Origin of the sequence: Kitasatospora sp. NPDC048286, assembly GCF_043201735.1 — a bacterium.
Classification (GTDB): Bacteria; Actinomycetota; Actinomycetes; order Streptomycetales; family Streptomycetaceae; genus Kitasatospora.
In genome coordinates, this window is sequence record NZ_JBICZE010000003.1 from 342,575 (window position 1) to 366,207 (window position 23,633).

Here is a 23,633-nt window from a genome sequence, read left to right on the forward strand (position 1 = left end):
CTTACAGGTCCCAATCCGCGAACTCGTCTTCGAACAGGTCGATCTCGTCCTGGCTCAGTTCGACCAGGGAGACGTCGGAGGTGCTCAGACCTCCGACGCCGTCGTTGCCGGCGTGCCGCACCAGGGCGGTCAGCGCCTCGAACCACGACTCGCCGATCCGGCGCACCTCCGGTTCGGAGAGCACCCCGGTGGCCCAGGACCAGGCGGCGACGAAGTGGGGGCCGTCGGCGCGGTCCTCGGTCCGCGCGTTGACGGTGGCGGTGTGTGCCAGCGGGGCCGCGTCGTCGGCGCCACCGAACATCGCGCCGAGCTCGGGCGCGGGGCCCCAGTCCTCGCCGCCGCCGGTGGCGGTGGCGAAGCGGCCGAGGTAGTTGAACCCGAGCTGCGGGGCCGGGAGTTCGGCCAGTACGGGGGCGGTCTCCGGGTTGAGATGGCGCAGCAGCCCGTAGCCGAGGCCGTGGTCCCGGATGGTGCGCAGCTGGTCCTTCACGGCCTTCAGCGCGCGGCCGAGGGCGGGCCCGGCCTCGGTGACCTCGGCCCAGTCCAGGGCGCCCGGGTCCAGCCGGACGGGGTGGGCGACGGTGAACCAGCCGGCCGTCCGGGAGAGGTCCACGCCGTCGGTGAACTCCTCGCGGCCGTGCGCCTCCAGCTCGACCAGCACCCCGCCGGACTCCGCGCGCTGCCGCTGGACGGCCAGGGCGAGGGCGGTCAGCAGCACGTCGTTGACCTCGGCGTGGAACAGCGCGGGGACGGTGGTCAGCAGCGGCTCGGTCAGCTCGGGCGGCAGGGCCAGCTCCAGGTGGCCGACGGTGGCCCGGGTGTCCCGCCGCGGGTCGAGCGGGCGGCCGCCGAGCAGGGCGTCCGGGCCGGCCAGGGTGTCACGCCAGTACGGCAGTTCGGCGGCGCGCTCCCCGGCCTCCTGCCGGAGGAGGTGGGCCCAGTGGCGGAAGGAGGTGCCGGTGGGCTGGAGGGTCTCGCCGTGCCAGGCGGCGGCGAGGTCGGGCAGCAGGATGCGCCAGGAGACGCCGTCCACGACCAGGTGGTGGATCATCACCAGTAGTCGGCCGGGGGTGTCGGGGCCGGCGTCGAACCAGACCAGCTGCACCATCTCGCCGGCCGCCGGGTCGAGCCGGGCCTGGGCGGCCCTGGCCTGCTCCTCGAAGCGGGCGCGCAGTGCGGTGGCGTCCAGGCCGGTGGCGTCGACCCGGGCGATCCGGGGTTCGGCGCTGCCGCGCGGCGGGACGTGCAGGTTCCAGCCGCCGTCCTCGGCGACCACCAGCCGGGCGCGCAGCGCGTCGTGGTGGTCCAGCAGGGCGCGCAGCGCGCCGGTCAGGCGCTCCGGGCCCAGGTCGGCGGGCACCTGGAGCAGCATCGCCTGGTGGAAGCCGTCGACCGGGCCGCCGCGTTCGCGCAGCCAGTGCATGATCGGGGTGGCGGGGAGGTCGCCGGTGCCGTCGTCCTCGGTGACGGCCTGTCCGGCCTCCTCGGCGATCAGCGCGAGTTCGGCGACGGTCTGCCGCGTGAACACGTCCCGGGCGGTGAACACCAGACCGGCGGCGCGCGCCCGGGCGACCAGCTGGAGCGAGGTGATGGAGTCGCCGCCCAGCTCGAAGAAGCCGTCGTCGACGCCGACCCGCTCCAGGCCGAGCAGCTCCGCGAACAGCGCGGCCAGCAGCTCCTCGCGTCCGCCGACGGCGGCGCGCTCGGTGACCGCCGCCGAGTAGTCGGGCGCGGGCAGCGCCCGGCGGTCCAGCTTGCCGCTCGCGGTGAGCGGCAGCGCCGCCAGCACCACCAGGGCGCTCGGGACCATGTAGTCGGGCAGCGTGGCGCCGAGCCGCGCACGGACGTCCGCCTGGTCCAGCTCCCCGGTCCGGGTGACGGCGTAGCCGACGATCCTCTTGTCCCCGGGGCGGTCCTCGCGGACCACGACGGCGGCGTGCACGACGTCCGGGTGCGCGGCCAACGCGGCCTCGATCTCCCCGAGTTCGATCCGGAAGCCGCGGATCTTCACCTGGTCGTCGGCCCGGCCGAGGAAGACCAGCTCGCCCTCGGCCGTCCAGCGGACCACGTCGCCGGTGCGGTACATCCGGGCGCCGGCCGGGCCGTACGGGTCGGCGGTGAAGCGCTCGGCGGTCAGGCCAGGCCGGTTCAGGTAGCCGCGGGCCAGCTGGACGCCGGCCAGGTAGAGCTCCCCGGGCACCCCGGGGGCCACCGGCCGCAGCGCGCCGTCCAGCACGTACACCCGGGTGTTGGCCACCGGGCGGCCGATCGGCACCGCCGCCCCGTCCGCGCCCGGCTCGCAGCGCCAGGCGGTGACCTCCACGGACGCCTCGGTCGGCCCGTACAGGTTGTGCAGCGGCACGCCCGGCAGGACGCCGAAGAAGCGGTCCCGCAGCTCGGCCGGCAGGGCCTCGCCGGAGCAGAACACCCCGCGCAGGCCGGTGCAGGCGGCGGCGGTGGGCTCCTGGACGAAGGCCTGGAGCATCGAGGGCACGAAGTGGGTGACGGTGATCCGCTCGCGGCGGATCAGCTCGGCCAGGTAGGCCGGGTCCTTGTGCCCGCCGGGCTTGGCGAGCACCAGGGTGCCGCCGTTCAGCAGCGGCCAGAAGAACTCCCAGACGGAGACGTCGAAGCCGAACGGGGTCTTCTGCAGCACCCGGTCCGCCGGGCGCAGCACGTGGTCGGCCTGCATCCAGGCGAGCCGGTTGACCACCCCGCGGTGCGGGACGGCGACGCCCTTGGGGCGGCCGGTGGAGCCCGAGGTGTAGATGACGTACGCCGGGTGGTCGGGGCGGGCCCGGGGGGCCTGGTCGGTGGCCGGGTACTCGTCGAGCGCGGCCCGGTCGAGGGCCACGATCGGCACCTCGACACCGCCCGGCAGCACGCCGGCGGTCGCGGTGGTGGTGAGGGAGAGGACGGGGGCGCCGTCGGCCAGGACGTAGCCGATCCGGTCGGCGGGGTACTCCGGGTCGATCGGCAGGTAGGCCGCGCCGGACTTCAGCACGGCCAGCAGTGAGACGACCATGTCGATCGAGCGCTCCAGCACCAGGGCCACCGTCCGCTCCGGACCGGCGCCCTGCTCGACCAGCAGGTGGGCGAGGCGGTTGGCCCGGGCGTTGAGCTCGGCGTAGCTCAGCTCGACGCCCTCCACGACCAGCGCGGTCGCCTCCGGGGTGCGCGCGGCCTGGGCCTCGAACAGCGCCGGGAGGGTGGTGTCGGGCAGTTCGCCGGCGGTGTCGTTCCAGCCGGCGAGGATGCGCTCGCGCTCCTCCTCGGCGAGGACCTCCACCGCGCCGATCCGCTGCGCCGGGTCGGCCGCGACGGCGGCGAGCACCCGGACCAGGCGCTCGGCCAGCAGTTCGGCGCTCGCGTGGTCGAACAGGTCGGTGGCGTACTCCAGTTCGCCGCGCAGACCGGCCGGGGTGCGGTCCTCGCCCGGGCGCCCGGTGAACTCCCCGGTGAGCTCCTCGGTGAACTCGTCGGTGAACTCCTCGGTGAGGAAGAGCGAGAGGTCGAACTTGGCCGAACCGCCCTGGGGGGCCAGGGTGGTGGCGGTCAGGCCCGGCAGGGCGAGCTCCGCCTCGGCGTTGTTGCGCAGTGCCAGCATCACCTGGAACAGCGGGTGGCGGGCCAGCGAGCGGGTCGGGTTGAGCGCGTCCACCAGCTGCTCGAAGGGGACGTCCTGGTGGGCGAAGGCCGCGAGATCGGACTCCCGGACCCGGCCGAGGAGTTCGGCGAAGCTCGGGTCCCCGGAGAGATCGGTGCGCAGCACCAGGGTGTTGACGAAGAAGCCGACCAGCTCGTCCAGCGCCTGGTCCGTGCGCCCGGCGACGGGGGTGCCGAGCGGGATGTCCTCGCCCGCGCCGAGGCGGGAGAGCAGGGTGGCGAGAGCGGCCTGCAGGGCCATGAAGAGGGTGACCCCGTGGGCGCGGGACAGTTCGGCCAGGCCGCGGTGGACCTCGGCCGGCACGGTGAAGGCGACGGTGGCGCCGCGGTGGCTCGCCTCCAGCGGGCGCGGCCGGTCCGCGGGCAGCGCCAGCTCCTCCGGCAGTTCGGCCAGTGCCTCGCGCCAGTAGGTGATCTGACGTTCTGTCAGGTCACCTTCGAGCAGCTCGTGCTGCCAGAGCGCGTAGTCGGCGTACTGCACCGGCAGTGGCGCCCAGGCGGGTTCCGTGCCCTCGGCGCGGGCCGCGTAGGCGGTGGAGAGGTCCCGGGCGAGCGGTGCCATCGACCAGCCGTCGCCCGCGATGTGGTGCAGGGTGAGCAGCACCGCGTGGTCGCCCTCGCCGAGGGCGAACAGGGCGGCGCGCAGCGGCGGTTCGGCGGCCAGGTCGAAGGGGCGGGCGGCCTCGGCGGCGAGCGCGGCGGGCAGCTCCTCCTCCCGCACCCAGTGGACGGTCAGCGGGACGGCGGCCTCGGCGAGCACCCGCTGGTACGGGAGCCCGTCCGGGCCCTCGGCGAACACCGTGCGCAGCGCCTCGTGCCGGTCGGCCAGGTCGCCGACGGCGGCCGCCAGGGCGGCGACGTCCAGCGGCCCAGAGAGCCGGACGGCCATCGGCAGGTGGTAGGCGGCTCCGCCGTTCCCCAGCCGGTCCAGCAGCCAGAGCCGGCGCTGGGCGTACGAGGCGGGGAGGTCGGCCGGGCGCTCGCCCGCGAGGAGGGCGGGGCGGGCGGTGCCGGCGTGGTCGAGGCGGGTGGCGAGGGCGGCGACGGTGGGCGCCTCGAAGAGGTCGCGGATGGCGAGTTCGGCGCCCAGCACGGCCCGGACCCGGCTGACCAGGCGGGTGGCCAGCAGGGAGTGCCCGCCGAGGGCGAAGAAGTCGTCCTCCGCGGACACCTCGGACACCCCGAGCACCTCGGCGAACAGCGCGCAGAGCACCTCCTCGCGCGGGGTGCGCGGCGCCCGGCCGGCGGTGGCGCCGGCCGACCAGTCGGGAGCGGGCAGGGCGCGCCGGTCGAGCTTGCCGTTGCCGGTGGTCGGCAGGGCGTCCAGCACCACGATCGCGGCCGGCACCAGGTACTCCGGCAGTCCGGCGGCGAGGTCCCGGCGCAGCGCCGCCGGCTCGGGCCGCGGGCCCTCGGCCGGCACCACGTAGCCGACCAGGCGCTTGTCGCCCGGGCGGTCCTCGCGGACCACCACCGCGGCCCGGCGCACCTGCGGCAGGCGGCCCAACGCGGCCTCCACCTCGCCGAGTTCGATCCGGAAGCCGCGGATCTTCACCTGGTCGTCGGCCCGGCCGAGGAAGACCAGCTCGCCCCCGGCCGTCCAGCGGACCACGTCGCCGGTGCGGTACATCCGGGCGCCGGCCGGGCCGTACGGGTCGGCGGTGAAGCGCTCGGCGGTCAGCGAGCGCCGCTCCAGGTAGCCGCGGGCCAGCCCGGCCCCGGCGATGTACAGCTCGCCGGGCACACCGGCCGGGACGGGCCGCAGCCGGTCGTCCAGCACGTACAGCCGGGCGCCGGCGATCGGGCGGCCCAGCGGCACCGGGCCGGGCGGGAGCTCCCGGCCGGGGGCGATCCGCTTCTCGGTGCAGTGGACGGTCGCCTCGGTGGGCCCGTAGTGCTGCACCACCTCGGCCCGCGGGTGGAGCCGACGCCAGGCGGCCAGCGCCTCGGCGGTGAGCGCCTCGCCGCCGAGCAGCAGCTGCCCGGTCGGCGAGTACCCGGCCGGGAGGTCCTCCAGCATCGGCAGGTGGCTGGGGGTGCACTTCATGAAGGTGGTGGGGTGCGCGGTGACGGCGCGCAGGGTGGCCTCGTCCTCCTCCAGCGCCGCGAGGTGCACGGTGCCGCCGGTGGTGAGCGGGGTGTAGAGGCCGACCACCGTCAGGTCGAAGGAGACCGGCGAGTGCACCAGGGCGGTGCCCCGCGCGGCGGCGTAGGACGGGCCGCTCCAGCGCAGGTAGTTGACCAGTGAGCGGTGCTCGACCACGACGCCCTTGGGGCGGCCGGTGGAGCCCGAGGTGTGGATGACGTACACCGGGTGGCCGGGGCGCAGCGGCTCGGTGCGCTCCGCGTCGGCCGGGTCGGTGTCGGGCAGCGCGGCGAGCCGGTCGACGGTGGACGCGGAGTCCAGCAGCAGCCGCGGCACGGTGGCCCCGGCCGGGACGACGCAGGCGGTGGCCCGGTCGGTGAGCAGCAGCACCGGTGCGGCGTCGGTGAGCAGGTAGGCGATCCGCTCGGCCGGGTAGGACGGGTCCACCGGCTGGTAGGCGCCGCCGGCCTTGGCCACCGCGAGCAGCGCCACCACCAGGTCGGGGGTGCGCGGCAGGGCGAGGGCGACGATCCGCTCCGGGCCGACGCCGTGCGCGATCAGCAGCCGGGCCAGGCGGTTGGCGCGGGCGTTCAGCTCGGCGTAGCTCAGCTCCCGGCCGGCGGCGAGCAGGGCGGTCGCCTCCGGGGTGCGGGCGGCCTGCCGCTCGAACAGTTCGGCCAGGGTGCCGCCGGGGGCGGAGGCCGGGGCGCCGGTGCTCCACTCGGTGAGGATGCGGCGGCGCTCGGCGGCGTCCAGCAGCTCGACCTCGCCGATCCGCCGCGCGGGCTCGGCGGCGACGGCGGCCAGCAGCCGCAGCCAGCGCTCGGCCAGCCGCTCGACGGTCTCCCGGTCGAAGAGGTCGGCGGCGAACTCCAGCGCGCCCTCCAGGCCCTGGCCGCCGGGCAGTTCGGCGAGCCGCAGGGACAGGTCGAACTTGCTGTCCGGCGCGGGCATCGGCTCCACCGTGCCCCGCACGCCCGGCAGTTCCAGCACCGCCTCGGCGTTGTTCTGCAGGGTCAGCATGATCTGGAACAGCGGGTGGCGGGCCAGCGAGCGGGTCGGGTTGAGGGCGTCGACCAGCTGCTCGAAGGGCAGGTCCTGGTGGGCGAAGGCCGCGAGGTTGTTCTCCCGGACGCGGCCGAGGAGTTCGGTGAAGCTCGGGTCGCCGCCGGTGTCGGTGCGCAGCACGAGGGTGTTGACGAAGAAGCCGACCAGCTCGTCCAGCGCCTGGTCCGTGCGCCCGGCGACGGGCGTGCCGACGGGGATGTCCTCGCCCGCGCCGTGGCGGGTGAGCAGTGCGGCCAGCGCGGCCTGCAGGGTCATGAACAGGGTGACACCGTGGCTCCGGGACAACTCGGCCAGGGTGCGGTGCAGTTCGGCGGGCACGGTGAGCCGGACGGCGCCGCCGCGGTGGCTCGCCGCCGCCGGGCGCGGCCGGTCGGTGGGCAGGGCCAGCTCCTCCGGCAGGCCGGCCAGGGCCTGCCGCCAGTGGTCCAGCTGCCGTTCGGCGGTGCCGCCGTCCAGCAGGGCGCGCTGCCACAGCGCGTAGTCGGCGTACTGGGCGGGGAGTTGCATCCACGCCGGGGCCGCGCCGTCGAGCCGGGCCGCGTACGCGGTGGAGACGTCCCGGGCCAGCGGGGCCATCGACCAGCCGTCGGCGGCGATGTGGTGCACGGTCAGCAGCAGTACGTGCTCCTCCGTGCCGACGGTGAACAGAGCGGCCCGCAGCGGGAGTTCGGCGGCCAGGTCGAAGGGGTGGGCGGCCTCCGCGGCGAGCGCGGCGGGCAGCTCCTCCTCCGTCGCCGGGTGGACGGTCAGTGGGACGGCGGCCTCGGTGAGGACGCGCTGCAGCGGCTCCCCGTCCGGGCCCTCGGCGAAGACGGTGCGCAGCGCCTCGTGCCGGGCCACCACGTCGCCCAGCGCGGCCTCCAGGGCCCGTGCGTCCAGGCGACCGCGCAGCCGGACGGCCAGCGGCAGGTGGTAGGCCGTCCCGGCGGTGTCCAGCCGGTCGAGGAACCAGAGCCGGCGCTGGGCGTAGGAGACGGGGAGGTCGGCCGGGCGCTCGCCCGCGAGGAGGGCGGGGCGGGCGGTGCCGGCGTGGTCGAGGCGGGTGGCGAGGGCGGCGACGGTGGGTGCCTCGAAGAGGTCGCGGATGGCGAGTTCGGCGCCCAGGACGGCGCGGACCCGGCTGACCAGGCGGGTGGCCAGCAGGGAGTGCCCGCCGAGCTCGAAGAAGCCGTCGTCGATGCCGACCGAGGCCAGCCCGAGCACCTCGGCGAAGACCGCGCAGAGCAGCTCCTCGCGTTCGTTCCGGGGTGCCCGGCCGGTGGCGGCGGCGGTGGCGTCCGGGGCGGGCAGCGCCTTGCGGTCCAGCTTGCCGTTGGGCGTCAGCGGCATCGCGTCGACGGTCATCAGGACGCTCGGGACGAGGTGGGCGGGCAGCTGCCCGGCGAGGTGGTCGCGCAGCTCGCGGACCAGCGCCGCGAGGTCACGGGCGCCCGCCGGGACGTTGGTGAAGACGGCGGCGGCGGGGGCGGCCGCCCAGGCCGCGGCGGCCTCGGGGGCCGCGGAGGTTGCGGGAGCCTCGGGGGCCGCCCAGGCCTCGGGGGCCTCCGGGGTGACGCCCGGGGCGGAGAACACGACCTCCACGGCGCCCGGGTCCCCGGGCGCCCAGGTGACGGCGGTCCGGTAGCCGAGCCGCTCGCCGAGCGCGTGGAACTCCTCCGGATCCGGCGCGGACCCGGTGGCGGCCGCGGCCTTCGCGGCGGCGACGGATCCGCCGCCGTCCAGGACGCGCAGCGCCGCCAGCTCCGCCGCGATCCGCCCGTTGGGGACGCCGGTCACCCGCAGCCGCTCGGGCCGCTGCCCGTCCAACAGCGCGGCGATCCCGTCGAGTTCGCCCGCCCAGCGGTGGCGCAGGGTCGGGGCGGGGGATCCGCCCCCGGCCGGCCGTCGGCGCAGCACCGCGTCGTAGCGGTAGCGGCTCAGCTCGTTGTGGTGGCGTCCGCGCCGCAGCAGCACCTCGACGCCGGCCAGCTCGCGCAGCCGGCCGGCCAGGGCGGCGAACAGCGCCGGGTCGACCAGCAGTTCCTCCTCGCCGGCCACCGCCTGCTCCACCTCCCGGCGCAGCTGCGCCGGGTCGGCGTCGTCCGCCGCCCGGCCCAGCCGGACCGCGGTCTGGAAGCAGCGCTGCAGCCGCAGGTCCCGCAGGTCGCCCAGGAACACCGTGCCGCCGGGCACCACCAGCTCCAGCGCCTGCCGCAGGACGTCCACCAGGTAGTCGGCGCCGGGGAAGTACTGGGCGACGGAGTTGATCACGACGGTGTCGAAGCAGCCGGTCGGCAGGCCGTCCAGGACGTCCAGGACGTGCGCCGGCTGCGCCGTGAGCTCGACCTTCCCGGCCAGGGACGGCTCGGCCGCCACCTTGGCGCGCAGCGAGCCGATCACGCCGCCGGACACGTCGGTGCCCCAGTACGCCTCGCAGTGCGGCGCGAGCTGTGCCAGCAGCAGTCCGCTGCCGACGCCGATCTCCAGCACCCGGCGCGGCCGCAGCCCGAGGACGCGGGCGACGGTGGTGTCCCGCCACTCGGCCATCTGCTCGGCCGGGATCGGCAGGCCGTCGTAGCCGCTCTTCCAGAGCGCGAAGTCGGCGCCCAGCGCCTGCCCGGCGCTCTGCCGGTACTCGGCGTCGAAGACCTGCTGCCAGCCGCCGACCTGCTCGGCCTCCCGGCCCCGGTCGCGGTCGGCCGCACCGGCGGCGGGCACCACGTAGCCGACCAGCCGGACGTCTCCGGGCAGGTCCTCGCGGGCCACCACGGCGGCCTGGCCGACGGCGGGGTGGGCCAGCAGCGCGGCCTCGACCTCGCCGGGCTCGATCCGGTGGCCGCGGATCTTCACCTGGGCGTCGGCGCGGCCGAGGAAGACCAGCTCGTCGCGCTCGTTCCAGCGGGCCCGGTCGCCGGTGCGGTACATCCGGGAGCCGGCCGGGCCGTACGGGTCGGCGGTGAAGCGCTCGGCGGTCAGGGCCGGACGGTCGTGGTAGCCGCGGGCCAGGCCGTCACCGGCCAGGCAGAGTTCCCCGGCGACGCCCGGCGGGACGGGCCGCAGCCGGTCGTCCAGGACGTACGCCCGGGTGTTGGCGATCGGCCGGCCGATGGTCGGGTCCGTGCCCGGGGTGACGGGCGCGGTGGTGGACCAGACGGTGGTCTCGGTCGGGCCGTACAGGTTGACGGTCTCGCCGATCCGGCACAGCTCGGCGGCCAGCGGCGCGGGCAGCGCCTCGCCGCCCACCAGCACCCGCAGCGGCGGCAGTTCGCCCGCCCGCTCGGCCAGTGCCCGCCACAGCGACGGGGTGGCCTGCAGCACGGTGGCGCCCGAGCGGGTGAGCAGGGCAGCCAGCGCGCCCGGGTCGAGCACGGTGGCGCGCGGGACGAGCTCCACCCGGGCGCCGGAGATCAGCGGCAGGTACAGCTCCAGCGCGGCGATGTCGAAGGAGACCGTGGTGATGGCCGCCCAGCGGTCCCGCCCGGTGAGCGGGAAGCGCTCGGCCATGTCGGCGAGGAAGTTCGCCAGGTTGGCGTGCGAGAGCACCACGCCCTTGGGGCGGCCGGTGGAGCCCGAGGTGTAGATGACGTACGCCGGGTGCGCGGGCAGCGGCACGGGGAGTTCGGCCTCGACGGGCTCCTCGTCCGTGCGGTCCAGCAGCAGGACGGGGCAGGAGAGGCCGGCGGGCAGCCGGTCGGCGGTCCCGGCGGTGGCGAGGACCAGCACCGGGGCGGAGTCCTCCAGCACATGGGCGATCCGCTCGGCCGGGTACTCCGGGTCCACCGGGACGTACGCCGCACCGGACCTGAGCACCGCGAGCAGCGCCACCACCAGCTCGGCGGTGCGCGGCAGCGCGAGCGCGACCCGCCGCTCCGGCCCGGCGCCCCGGGCGGCCAGCAGCCGGGCGAGCCGCTCGACCCGGGCGTCCAGCTCGGCGTAGCTCAGCTCCGCGCCCTCGCAGGAGAGGGCGACGGCCTGCGGGGTGCGGGCGGCCTGCCACCGGAACAGCTCCGGCAGCGGGGTGGCCGGGACGGTGCGCCCGGTGGCGTTCCAGTCGGCGAGGACGCGGGAGCGCTCGGCGGCGGTCAGCAGCTCGGCCTCGCCGATCGGCCGCTGCGGCGCCTCGACCAGCGCGGTCAGCAGCCGGACCCAGCGGGCGGTCAGCGTCTCGACGGTGGCGCGGTCGTAGAGGTCGGTGGCGTACTCGACGGCGCCCCGGATGCCCTGCGGGCGGCCGTCGGGGCCGGTGTGCTCGGAGAGGTTGAGGAAGAGGTCGAACATCGCGGTGTCGGCCGCGACCGGCTGGACCTCGCACTCCAGGCCGGGCAGGTCGAGGACGGCCCGGGTGTTGTTCTGCAGCGCCAGCATGATCTGGAACAGCGGGTGGCGGGCCAGCGAGCGGGTCGGGTTGAGGGCGTCGACCAGCTGCTCGAAGGGGACGTCCTGGTGCTGGTGGGCGGCGAGGTTGGCCTCCCTTACGCGGCCGAGGAGTTCGGTGAAGCTCGGGTCGCCGCTGGTGTCGGTGCGCAGCACGAGGGTGTTGACGAAGAAGCCGACCAGTTCGTCGAGGGCCTCGTCGGTGCGCCCGGCGACGGGCGTGCCGAGCGGGATGTCCTCGCCCGCGCCGAGGCGGGTGAGCAGCGCGGCCAGGGCGGCCTGCAGCACCATGAACACGGTGACGCCGTGCTCCCGGGCCACCTCCACCAGCCGGGCGTGCACCTCGGCCGGGATCTCCACGGCGCTCGGCTCGCCCCGGTGGCTCGCCACCGGCGGGCGCAGCCGGTCGGTGGGCAGGGCCAGCTCCTCCGGCAGGCCGGCCAGGGCCTGCCGCCAGTGGTCCAGCTGCCGGGAGAGCAGGCTGTCGGCGTCCTCCTCGCGGCCGAGCAGCTCCTGTTGCCAGAGCGCGAAGTCGGCGTACTGCACGGGGAGTTCCTGCCACGCCGGGGCCGCGCCGGCGAGCCGGGCGGCGTACGCGGCGGAGACGTCGCGGGCCAGCGGCGCCAGCGACCAGCCGTCACCGGCGATGTGGTGCAGCGTCAGCAGCAGCACGTGCTGCTCCGCGCCGAGTGCGAACAGCGCGGCGCGCAGCGGCGGTTCGGCGGCCAGGTCGAAGGCGCGGGCGGCCTCGGCGCGCAGGGCGCCCGGCAGCTCCTTCTCCGTGGCCGGGTGGACGGCCAGCGGTACGGCGGCCTGCGCCGGCACCCGCTGGTACGGCGAGCCGTCCGGTCCCTCGACGAAGACGGTGCGCAGCGTCTCGTGGCGCCCGGCCACGTCGGCCAGCGCCGACTCCAGGGCCGCGGGGTCCAGCGGTCCGGTCAGGCGGACGGCCAGCGGCATGTGGTACGCGGCGCCCGCCTCCAGGCGGTTGAGGAACCAGAGCCGGCGCTGCGCGGAGGAGACCGGCACCAGCTGCGGCCGCTCGGCGCGCAGCAGCGGACGGCGCGCCGCCCGGGCGCGGTCCAGCCGCTCCGCCAGGGCGGCGACGGTCGGTGCCTCGAACAGCTCGCGGACGGGCAGTTCCACCCCGAGGACGGTCCTGATCCGGCTGACCAGGCGGGTGGCCAGCAGGGAGTGCCCGCCGAGGTCGAAGAAGCCGTCGTCGATGCCGATGCCGTCCACGCCGAGCAGCTCCGCGAACAGCGCCACCAGCAGGGCCTCGCGCTCGGTGCGCGGGGCGCGTCCGGCCGGGTCCGCGCTCAGGGCGGGGGCGGGCAGGGCCCGGCGGTCGAGCTTGCCGTTGGCGGTGACGGGCAGGGCGTCGAGGACGACCAGGGCGGCGGGGAGCATGTGCTCGGGCAGGGTGGTGGCGAGGTGCTTGCGGACGCCCGCGAGCTCGATCTCCCCGGCGCGGGTGACGAGGTAGCCGACGATCCTCCCCCAGCCTCCGGCCGGGGGGACCCCCAGGTCGCCCGGCTGGTCCTCGCGGACCACGACGGCGGCGTGCGCGACGTCCGGGTGGGCGGCCAACGCGGCCTCGATCTCGCCGAGTTCGATCCGGAAGCCGCGGATCTTCACCTGGTCGTCGGCCCGGCCGAGGAAGACCAGCGCGCCCTCCGCGGTCCACTTGGCGATGTCGCCGGTGCGGTACATCCGGGAGCCGGCAGGTCCGTACGGGTCGGCGGTGAAGCGTTCGGCGGTCAGGCCGGGGCGGCCCAGGTAGCCGCGGGCCAGCTGGACGCCGGCCAGGTAGAGCTCTCCCGGCACCCCGGGGGCCACCGGCCGCAGCGCGCCGTCCAGCACGTGGACCCGGGTGTTCCAGACCGGGCGTCCGATCGGCACGCCGGCGCCGGCCGCCGGGGTGCGGCAGTCCCAGGCGGTGACGTCCACCGAGGCCTCGGTCGGCCCGTAGAGGTTGTGCAGCGGCACGTCCGGCAGCAGGTCGAGGAAGCGGTCGCGCAGCTCGGCGGGCAGGGCCTCGCCGGAGCAGAGCACGGCGCGCAGGCCGGTGCAGGCGGCGGCGGAGGGCTCCTGGACGAAGGCCTGGAGCATGGAGGGCACGAAGTGGGTGACGGTGACGCGCTCGCGGCGGATCAGCTCGGCCAGGTGGGCCGGGTCCTTGTGCCCGCCCGGCTTGGCGACCACCAGGGTGGCGCCCTCCAGCAGCGGCCAGAAGAACTCCCACACGGAGACGTCGAAGCCGAACGGGGTCTTCTGCAGCACCCGGTCCTGCGGGCCGATCCGGTAGGCGTGCTGCATCCAGGCCAGGCGGTTGACGATGCCGCGGTGCGGGACGGCCACGCCCTTGGGGCGGCCGGTGGAGCCCGAGGTGAAGATCACGTACGCCGGGTTCTGCGGGTGCGGCGCGTGCGGCAGGGCGGTGGCGGGCAGCGCGGCGAGCCGGTCCAGGGTCTCCGGGGCGTCCAGCAGGACGGTGTCGGCGGATACGCCCGGCAGCGCGGCCCGGGTGGCCTCGGCCGCCAGGACGAGCGCGGGCGCGCCGTCCTCCAGCAGGAAGCCGATGCGCTCGGCGGGGAGGCCGGGGTCCACCGGCAGGTAGGCCGCGCCGGACTTCACCACCGCGAGCAGGGCGACGACCAGGTCGAGCGAGCGCTCCAGCACCACGGCGACGGTCCGCTCCGGGCCGGCGCCGTGGGCGGCCAGCAGGTGGGCCAACCGGTCGGCCCGGGCGTCGAGTTCGGCGTAGCTCAGCTCCGCGCCCTCGAAGACCACCGCGGTCGCCTCGGGCGTGCGGGCGGCCCGGGCGGCGAACAGCTCCGGCAGGGTGGCGTCGGGCACGGGGACGGCGGTGTCGTTCCAGGTGGTGAGGATGCGCTCCCGCTCCTGGGCGGAGAGGACCTCCGCCGCGCCGATCCGCTGCTCCGGGGCGGCGGTCAGCGCGTCCAGCAGCCGGACCCAGCGTTCGGCGAGCAGTTCGGCGCTCGCCCGGTCGAAGAGGTCGGCCGCGTACTCCAGGCTGCCCTCGATCCCGGCGAACCCTCCGTCCTCGGTGGACGCCGCTCCGTCGGTGAACTCCCCGCCGCTGGCGGGCACTTCGGTGAGGCTCAGGGCCAGGTCGAACTTGGCGGCGGGGGAGCCGGTGGGCTCCACCCGGGCCCGCACGCCCGGCAGGTCGAGGACGGCGGCGGCGTTGTTCTGCAGGGTGAGCATCACCTGGAACAGCGGGTGCCGGGCCAGCGAGCGGGTCGGGTTGAGCGCGTCCACCAGCTGCTCGAAGGGGACGTCCTGGTGGGCGAAGGCCGCGAGGTCCGACTCCCGGACCCGGCCGAGCAGTTCGCGGAAGCTCGGGTCGCCGGAGACGTCGGTGCGCAGCACCAGGGTGTTGACGAAGAAGCCGACCAGCTCCTCCAGCGCTGCCTCGCCGCGACCGGCCACCGGGGTGCCGAGCGGGATGTCGGTGCCCGCGCCGAGGCGGGAGAGCAGCGCGGCCAGCGAGGCCTGCAGTGCCATGAAGACGGTGGCACCCTCGGCCCGGGCCAGCTCGGCGAGCCGGCGGTGGGTGGCGGGGGAGACGGTGACGGGCACGCTGCCGCCCCGGTGGCCGGCCACGGTGGGGCGCGGCCGGTCGGTCGGCAGTTCCAGCTCCTCCGGCAGGCCGGCCAGGGCCTCGCGCCAGTGGCCGAGCTGGCGGGCCGCCAGGCTCGCCGGGTCCCCGGCCGAGCCGAGCAGCTCGCCCTGCCAGCGGGTGTAGTCGGCGTACCGCACCGGCAGTTCGGCCCACCGCGGGGCCTCGCCGGCCGCGCGGGCGGCGTAGGCGGTGGACAGGTCGCGGGCCAGCGGCGCCATCGAGCCGCCGTCGGCGGCGATGTGATGAACCGTCAGCTGAAGGACGTACTCCTCCGCGCCGAGCGCGAACAGGGCGGCGCGCAGCGGGAGTCCGGCCGCGAGGTCGAAGGCGGGCGCGGCCTCGGCGGCCAGCGCCGGGGCGAGCTGCGCCTCCTCGGCCAGGGCGGTGACGGTGAAGGGGACGGCGATCCCGGCGGCGTCCAGCACCCGCTGGCGGACCAGGCCCTCGGCGTCCTCGTCGAAGACCGTCCGCAGCGAATCGTGGCGGGCCACGACGTCGCCGAGCGCGGCCTCGAGGGCGGCGGTGTCGAGGGTGCCGGAGAGCCGTACGGCCAGTGGCAGGTGGTAGGCGGAGCCCGCCGTGCCCATCCGCTCCAGGAACCAGAGGCGCTGCTGGGCGTAGGAGAGCGGCGTGGCCTCCGACCGCTCGCGGGCCGTCAGCGTGGGCCGGGCGGCGGCGCCGGCACCGTCCTCGCGGCGCAGGCGGTCGGCGAGGGCGGCCGGCGTCGGGGCCTCGAAGAGGTCGCGCAGGCTCGCCTCGACGCCCAGCAGGGCCCGGACCCGGCCGAGCAGGCGGGTGGCCAGCAGCGAGTGCCCGCCGAGCGCGAAGAAGTCGTCCTCGACGCCGATCCCGGCCAGTCCGAGCACCTCGGCGAAGGCGCCGCAGAGCAGCGCCTCCCGCTCGTCGCGCGGGCCTCGCCCGCCGCCCGAGGTGGCGAACTCCGGTGCGGGCAGGGCGAGTCGGTCGATCTTGCCGCTCGGGGTGAGCGGGAGGGCGGGCAGCGCCACCAGGGCGCTCGGCACCATGTACTCGGGCAGGGTGCGGCGCAGGTGCGCCCGCAGCTCCTCGGCGGCGAAGGCGTCCGGTCCGGCCTCCTCCGGCACCACGTAGCCGACCAGCAGCTGCTCGCCCGCCCGGCCGTCGCGCACCAGGACCACGGCCCGGCGGACGGCCGGGTGCGCGGTGAGCGCGGCCTCCACCTCGCCGGGCTCGACCCGGTTGCCGCGGATCTTCACCTGGGCGTCGGCGCGGCCGAGCAGCTCGATCTCGCCGTGCCGGTTCCAGCGGGCGAGGTCGCCGGTGCGGTACATCCGGCTGCCCGGCCGGCCGTACGGGTCGGCGAGGAAACGTTCCGCCGTGAGCCCGGGGCGGCGCAGGTAGCCACGGGCCGGGGCCTCGCCGCCCACGTACAGCTCACCGGTGGCGCCGGCCGGCACCGGCCGCAGCGCGGCGTCCAGCACGTACGCGGTGGTGTTGTCGAAGGGCAGGCCGATCGGCTGGCGGTCGGGGCCGCAGTCGCCGGAGACGGAGTCGCCGCAGATCTCCGAGGAGCCGTAGAAGTTGACCAGCCGGGCGCCGGGCAGCAGTGCGCCGAAGCGGGCGGCGAGGTGGCCGGGGATGGTCTCGCCGGTGGTGATCCACAGCTCGCAGGAGGCGAGTTCGGCCGGGTCGGCGGTGTCCAGCATCGCCGCGAGCAGGCTGGGCACCACGATGATCCGGCCCACCCCGTGCTCGGCGATCAGCCGGGTGAGGGCGGCCGGGTCCTTGGCCTGCTCGCCGTCGGCGAGCACCAGGCCCTCGCCGTGCAGCAGCGCGCCCAGCAGCTCGCTGGACCCGTCGACGAAGCTCAGCGAGCTCTTGGCGAGCAGCGGCCGGCCGGGCACGTACGGGTGGCGGCGGGCGATCGCGGCCAGGTGGTTGACCTCGGCGGCGTGCACGCCGACCACGCCCTTGGGGCGGCCGGTGGAGCCGGAGGTGTAGACGACGTAGGCGGGGTGCTCGGGCAGCGGCGGCCGCAGCCGCTCGGCCTCGCCCGGGGCGGCGCCGTGCGCACCCGCGCCGTCCGCACCTGCGCCGTCGGCACGGACGCCGTCCGCGCCGGTGCCGTCCTCGGGCAGCAGCAGGACGGGCGCCGGGCAGCCGTCCAGCGCCGCCGTGGTCTCCTCCGCGGCGAGCGCCAGCACCGGGCCGGCGTCGGCGAGCATGTAGCGGATGCGCTCGGTCGGCCAGGTCGGGTCCACCGGCAGGTAGGCGGCGCCGCTCTTGAGCACGGCCAGCAGCGCGACCACCAGCTCCACCGAGCGGGGCAGCACGAGCGCGACCAGGTCCTCGGCGCCGACGCCCCGCCCGACCAGCACCCGGGCCAGCCGGTCGGCGCGGGCGTCGAGCTCGGCGTAGGAGACCCGCTCGTCGCGGCAGACGAGGGCGGTGGCCTCCGGGGTACGGGCGGCGCGGGCCTCGAACAGTGCGGTGAGCGTGGTGCGTTCGGTCTCCACCGCGGCACCGGTACCGGCCGCGGTGAGCCGCTCGGCCCCGGCGGCGTCGACCAGGGCGATCCGGCCGAGCGGCAGGTCCGGCCCGCTCGCGGCGAGGGTGTCGAGCAGCCGCAGGAAGCCGGCGGCGTGGTCGGCCAGCTGCCGCTCGTCGTACAGCGCGGGGTTGGCGTCCACGACCAGGCGCATGCCCTGGCCGGCCAGCCGGTCGTAGACCACGAACGCGAGGTCGTCCACCGGGCCGTTGCCGAGGTTGTGGAAGGTCGCGCGGTGGCCGCCGAAGGAGAGGTCGTAGTCGAAGGACATGATGTTGACCGTGGGGCCCACCAACGGGGCGCTGCCGCCGACCAGCCCGAGCTCCCGGCGGAGGTCCTCGTAGCGGTGGCGCTGGTGGCGCAGGGCCTCGCGGGCGGCCGCGCTGGTGTGGCGGACCAGCTCGCGGACGCTCTGCCCGGGGCGAGCGGAGATCCGCAGCGGCAGCACGTTGGTGAGCATGCCGGGCACGGCCCGGGCGGTGCGGCCGACCCGGGCGGGCACCGGCAGCCCGAGGACGACGTCCTCGGTGCCGGTCAGCCGCCCGGTGTACAGGGCCGCCGTGGCGAGGGTGAGTGCCGACCAGCCGACGCCGAGCCGCCGGGCCGCGCCGCGCAGGGCATCGGCGTGGGCGGGCGTCAGCTCGATCTCGTGCCGCAGGTGGTGGTGGGAGGCGGGGGCGGTGCGGCCGGCCGGGGTGGCGTGCTCGGGGCGGTCGGCGAGGCGCTCCAGCCAGTAGGCGCGGTCGGCCCGGTGGGCGTCGGAGGCGAGGTAGGCGGCCTCCTCCTCGACCAGGTGGCGGAAGGCCGGCGGCGCGGTGTCGGCGGCGGGCTCCCGGCCCTCGACCAGCGCGGTGTAGACCTCGGCGGTCCGGGCGGCGACCAGCGGGCCGCTGAAGCCGTCGACCAGGGCGTGGTGGGCGCGCTGGTACCAGAACCAGCGGTCGTCGGCGGCCTTGAACAGGATCCGGGTGGAGCCGGGGCCACGCGAGGGGTCCAGCGGGCGGGCGAGGTCGGCGCGCATGAGGGCGAGCGCGGCCGTCCACGGCTCCGGGGCGTCGCTGACGTCCACCAGCGGCATCGGCTCCTCGTCCTCGTCGAGCCGCTGCAGCGTCCCGCCGTCCGTCGCCTCGAAGCGCAGCCGCAGGGCCTCGCACTCGCGCAGCACCCACCGCACGGCCCGCGCGAACACCGCCTGGTCCAGCGCGCCGTGGATCTCGGTGCACTCGGCGACCTGGTAGGCGGGGGAGGCGGGGTCGAGCTGCTGGGCGAACCACAGACCGGCCTGCCCGGCGAGCAGCGGCCAGGTGGCGAGCGGGGAGTCCGACATCGTTGAGCGCTCCGGGGGTCGGTGTGGAACTGGTACGGGTGGAACGGGTACGGGTGTGGCGGGTGCGGGCATGGCGGGGTGGGCCGGTGGTCCGGCCGGGGCGTGCCCGGGGGGCCACGGGGCCGGGTGCTCGGGGAGAGGTGAGCACACCCGGTGACGGAAGGTCATGCCCCGTGGTGGCGATCAATGTAACCGCCGCTCGGCGGCCCATCGAGGGGTTCGGAGGTCATCCAGATGAAGATCATTTGAACACCAGTGGAATTCACCTGCGCTCGGACCTCATCTGTGATATAGCGACGCCTTCCAAATCCACCACACTGAACGGAAGTTGGACCCGATCCGGTTCACCCGCGCCCACGCGGACCGTTCAGCCGCCCCCGCTACTGTCCAGCTCACCAACGAGCACTCAGAGCGAGCAGAGGACATCAGCATGCGCTCCTTGCCCACCGAGGCCCCCGCCGCCTTCCCCGCGGACCTCGACCTCGACCACGTGGAGCTGCACGTCGCCGACGCCGAACGCGCCGCGGCCGAACTGTGCGAGCGCTACGGCTTCACCGTCGCGGGCACCACCGACCCGGCCGCCGCGGACGCCCGCGGCCTGGCCCTGACCCAGGGCCGGATCACCCTGGTGCTCACCCAGGCCCTCGTCGACGACCACCCGGCCGCCGCCTACGTGCTCGCCCACGGCGACGGCGTCGCCGGCATCGCGCTGCGCACCACCGACGCCGCCGCGGCCTTCGCCGAGGCGGTGCGTCGGGGCGGCCGCCCGATCGCCGGACCGCGCGAACTGCCCGGCGAGCACCGCACCGTCACCGCCACCATCGGCGGCTTCGGCGACGTGGTGCACACCTTCGTCCAGCGCGACGAGGCCGACCCCGGCCTGCTCCCGCCCGGCTTCACCGCCGTCGCCGACCCCGCGAGCCCCGGCGCGGAGCCCGAACCCGGCCTGCTGGACCTCGACCACTTCGCGGTCTGCGTCCCGGCCGGCGAGCTCGACGCCACCGTGGCCCACTACCGCACCGTCCTCGGCTTCGAGCAGACCTTCGAGGAGCGGATCGCCGTCGGAACCCAGGCGATGAACTCCAAGGTCGTCCAGAGCCCCGGCCGCGGCGTCACCTTCACCGTCATCGAGCCGGACACCTCCGCCGACCCCGGCCAGATCGACATGTTCCTCAAGAAGCACGGCGGCGCCGGCGTCCAGCACCTCGCCTTCGGCGCCGCCGACGCCGTCCGCTCCGTGCGCGCCCTCGCCGAGCGGGGCGTGCGGTTCCTCACCACCCCCGGCGCCTACTACGACGCCCTCGCCGCCCGCGTCACCCCGCGCACCCACACCATCGCCGACCTGCGGGAACTCGGCCTGCTGATCGACGAGGACCACGGCGGCCAGCTCTTCCAGATCTTCACCCGCTCCGGCCACGAGCGCCGCACCCTCTTCTACGAGGTCATCGAGCGCATCGGCGCCGAGACCTTCGGCAGCTCCAACATCAAGGCCCTGTACGAGGCCGTCGAGGTGGAGCGCCTCCGGCAGGAAGGCGGCCGGGCGTGACCGGGCCGCAGCCGCTCACCCTCCACGAGATCGAGCAGCGGGCCGCCGCCCTGCTGCCGCCCGCCGTCCACGACTTCATCGCCGGCGGCAGCGGCGCCGAGGCCAGCCTCGCCGCCAACCGCGCCGCCCTCGACGAGCTCTTCCTCGTCCCCCGCGTCCTGCGCGACGTCTCCGTCCGCAGCACCGCCTGCGAACTGCTCGGCACCCCGGCCGCCGCGCCCTACGCCGTCGCCCCCGTCGCCTACCACCGACTCGCCCACCCCGACGGCGAGTTGGCCGCCGCCCGGGCCGCCGCCAAGGCCGGCGTCCCGTTCACCGCCGCCACCCTCAGCAGCTACCCGATCGAGGAGATCACCGCGACCGGGGCCACCACCTGGTTCCAGCTGTACTGGCTGCGCGACCGCGGACAGCGCCTCGACCTGGTCCGCCGCGCCGAAGCGGCCGGCTGTACCGCCCTGGTGCTCACCGTCGACGTGCCCTGGATGGGCCGCCGGCTGCGCGACATCCGCAACGGCTTCGCCCTGCCGCCCGAGGTCACCGCCGCCAACCTCACCGAGGCCGCCCACTCGGCCGCCCACACCGCCGTCCCCGGCTCCGCCGTCGCCGTGCACACCGCGCTCTCCTTCGCCCCCACCCTCACCTGGGCGGACGTCGAGGAACTGCGCGGCCTCACCGACCTGCCGCTGGTCCTCAAGGGCGTCCTCGACCCCGAGGACGCCGCCCGCGCCGCCCGCAGCGGCGTCGACGCCGTGGTGGTCTCCAACCACGGCGGCCGCCAACTCGACGGCGCCGTCCCCGCCGTCCAGCTGCTCGGCGAGGTCCGCGCCGCCGTCGGCGACCACGACTGCCGGGTGCTGGTCGACGGCGGCATCCGCAGCGGCCTGGACGTCCTGCGCTGCCTCGCCCTCGGCGCCGACGCCGCGCTCGTCGGCCGCCCGGTCCTCTGGGGCCTCGCCACCGCCGGGGAGGCCGGCGTGAGCGCCGTCCTCAACCTGCTGGCCGCCGAACTCGACGACGCCCTCGGCCTGGCCGGCTGCGCCTCCGTCGCCGAGGCGCGTACCCTGCGCACCGTTGTCCGGCCTCACCGCACCCCCACTCCGCCTGCCAGGGAGCCCAGTTGACCACCACCTCCGCGCACTCGCGGACCCGCCTGGACCTCGCCGACCTGCACTCCTCGCTGGCCGATCCGGCCCTGGAGTCGATGAACTTCCTCAACGAGATCGCCGGCCGCCACCCCGACGCGATCTCCCTGGCCGCCGGCCGGCCCAGCGAGGAGTACTTCGCGATCGAGGACGTCCACCGCTACCTGCGCCGCTTCGAACGCCACCTCACCGAGGAACAGGGCCTCACCGCCGAACAGGCCGCCCGCACCTTCCTCCAGTACGGCCGCACCAAGGGCGTCATCCACGAGCTCGTCGCCCGCAACCTCGCCGTCGACGAGGGCATCACCGTCGACCCGGCCTCCGTCGTGGTCACCGTCGGCTGCCAGGAGGCCATGTTCCTGGTGCTGCGCGCGCTGCGCGGCGACGAGCGCGACGCCGTCCTCGCCGTCGCGCCCACCTACGTCGGCCTCACCGGCGCCGCCCGCCTGGTCGACATGCCCGTGCGCACCGTCCGCAGCGGCCCCGGCGGCGTGGACCTCGACGACCTCGCCGCCGTCCTGCGCCAGGCCCGCGCCGACGGGCTGCGCCCGCGCGCCTGCTACCTGCTGCCCGACCACTCCAACCCCTCCGGCCTCAGCCTCGACCTGGCCACCCGCCACGCCCTGCTGGACCTCGCCGAGCGCGAGGGCCTGCTGCTCCTGGAGGACAACCCGTACGGCCTGTTCACCGCCGGCGGCGAGCGGCCGCCCACCCTCAAGGCCCTGGACACCCGGGGCCGGGTGGTCTACCTCGGCTCCTACGCCAAGACCGGCCTGCCCGGCGCCCGGATCGGCTTCGTGGTGGCCGACCAGGAGGTGCACACCCCGGACGGGGCCACCGGCCTGTTCGCCGATGAACTCGCCAAGCTCAAGAGCATGGTGACGGTCAACACCTCGCCGATCGCCCAGGCTGTCATCGCCGGGAAACTGTTGGAGCACGAGGGCAGCCTGGTCCGCGCCAACGAGCGGGAGGCCGCCCGCTACCGCGAGAACCTCCAGCGCCTGCTGGCCGCCCTCGCCGCCCACTTCCCGCCCGGCGGCCCCGTCACCTGGAACACCCCCACCGGCGGCTTCTTCCTCGTCGTCACCGTCCCCTTCGAGGCCGACGACGCCCTCCTCGAAACCTCCGCCCAGGACTACGGCGTGCTCTGGACCCCGATGCGCCACTTCCACGACGCCCCGGAGGCCGCGAACCAACTCCGGCTCTCTGTCAGTGCTCTGACGCCAGACCAGGTGGAGGAAGGGGTGCGCCGGCTGGCCCGGCTGCTCACCGACCGGCTCGCCTGACCTTCCCGTTCGCGGCCCCCGCCCCACCCCGGGGCGGGGTCGCGGACGGGTCCACGCGGCCGCGCGCATGTCAACCATGGCGCGCCTGACCGTATGTCACAGTCCGGTCCCCGCCGTGTCCCGGCGATTGTGACGCCGTTCGTGGCACCGGAACCGGCCGGTCGGCCGTCCTGTGGTGTGTCCGTCGCCAACAGCACGCACCGCCATCGGGGAGCCACCATGACCGTCCGCCGCCACCGCCGCCCGCTGCTCGCCTCCGCCGCCCTCGTCGTCGGGGCGGGGCTCGCGCTGACCGCCTGCGGGCCGGAGAACACCGACGCGGCCGGCGGCTCGACGGCCTCCGCGGCCGCCCCGGTGGCCGCCACGCCCTCCGCGGCCGCCCCGGCCACCGGGGCGCCCACCGCGGGCGCACCCGCCACCGGGGCGCCGTCGCACTCCGCCCCGCCGAAGCCGTCCGGCGCGAGCCCGTCGGGCGGCACCAAGTCCGACGGGGGGAACGCCGGCGCCGCCGCCCGCCCGTGCGACATCCAGAACCTCTCGATCCAGGTGACGATCCGCTCCGGGGCGCCGAGCCAGCGGGTGATCGAGGTGCACAACACCGGTGCGAGCGCCTGCAGTCTGAGCTCCTCCCCGGCGGTCGACCTGGGCAACTCCACCTCGCAGGACCAGAGCGGGAACATCCGGCCGGTGCTCGCCAGCGGCACCTCGCGCTTCCCGGTCGCGGCCGGGCAGAAGGCCTACGCGGTGATCGACCTCGACCCGAGTGGCGCCACCACCGGCACCGCCCCCGGCATCAACGAACTCAACGTGCTGGTCGACCAGGACGGCACCAACATGCCCCTCGCGAACACCCGGAACTTCCCGCTCGACAACGGCGTGCACGTCCTGAACCCCAAGCTGGGCCTCTACCGCTCCACCGTGGCGGACGCGGTCGCCTCCATGACGGCCGCCCCCAAGTAGCCCGCCGGGTAGCCCCCCGAGCG

Annotated in this window: 5 protein-coding genes; 4 read left to right on the forward strand and 1 reads right to left on the reverse strand. The window is 76.1% G+C overall.

The annotated features are described in order from the left end of the window. Position 1 precedes the first annotated feature (1 nt). Entirely contained in the window at positions 2-18,676 is an 18,675-nt protein-coding gene (locus ACGF13_RS09100; RefSeq protein WP_392870792.1) for a non-ribosomal peptide synthase/polyketide synthase, read from the reverse strand. Between the two features lie 430 nt (positions 18,677-19,106). Here ACGF13_RS09100 and hppD point away from each other — a divergent pair, with 430 nt between their 5' ends. The 4 genes from hppD to ACGF13_RS09120 all read left to right on the forward strand — a co-directional run bounded on the left by hppD (position 19,107) and on the right by ACGF13_RS09120 (position 23,610). Beyond that, positions 19,107-20,222, forward strand: coding sequence for a 4-hydroxyphenylpyruvate dioxygenase (hppD, locus tag ACGF13_RS09105; RefSeq protein ID WP_392870795.1), 1,116 nt, complete (start codon positions 19,107-19,109; stop codon positions 20,220-20,222). Continuing rightward, positions 20,219-21,343 carry an alpha-hydroxy acid oxidase gene (locus tag ACGF13_RS09110; protein ID WP_392870798.1) on the forward strand — a complete coding sequence of 375 codons (1,125 nt, stop codon included), beginning with the start codon at positions 20,219-20,221 and terminating at the stop codon, positions 21,341-21,343. Before hppD ends, ACGF13_RS09110 begins: the two co-directional genes overlap by 4 nt. An 80-nt stretch (positions 21,344-21,423) precedes the next feature. Beyond that, positions 21,424-22,650: a PLP-dependent aminotransferase family protein gene (locus ACGF13_RS09115; protein WP_392871648.1), complete on the forward strand. Its 1,227-nt coding sequence runs from the start codon at positions 21,424-21,426 to the stop codon at positions 22,648-22,650. Between the two features lie 219 nt (positions 22,651-22,869). Beyond that, a complete protein-coding gene (locus ACGF13_RS09120) occupies positions 22,870-23,610 on the forward strand; it encodes a DUF4232 domain-containing protein (RefSeq protein WP_392870801.1) in 741 nt (246 codons plus the stop codon). Positions 23,611-23,633 lie beyond the last annotated feature (23 nt).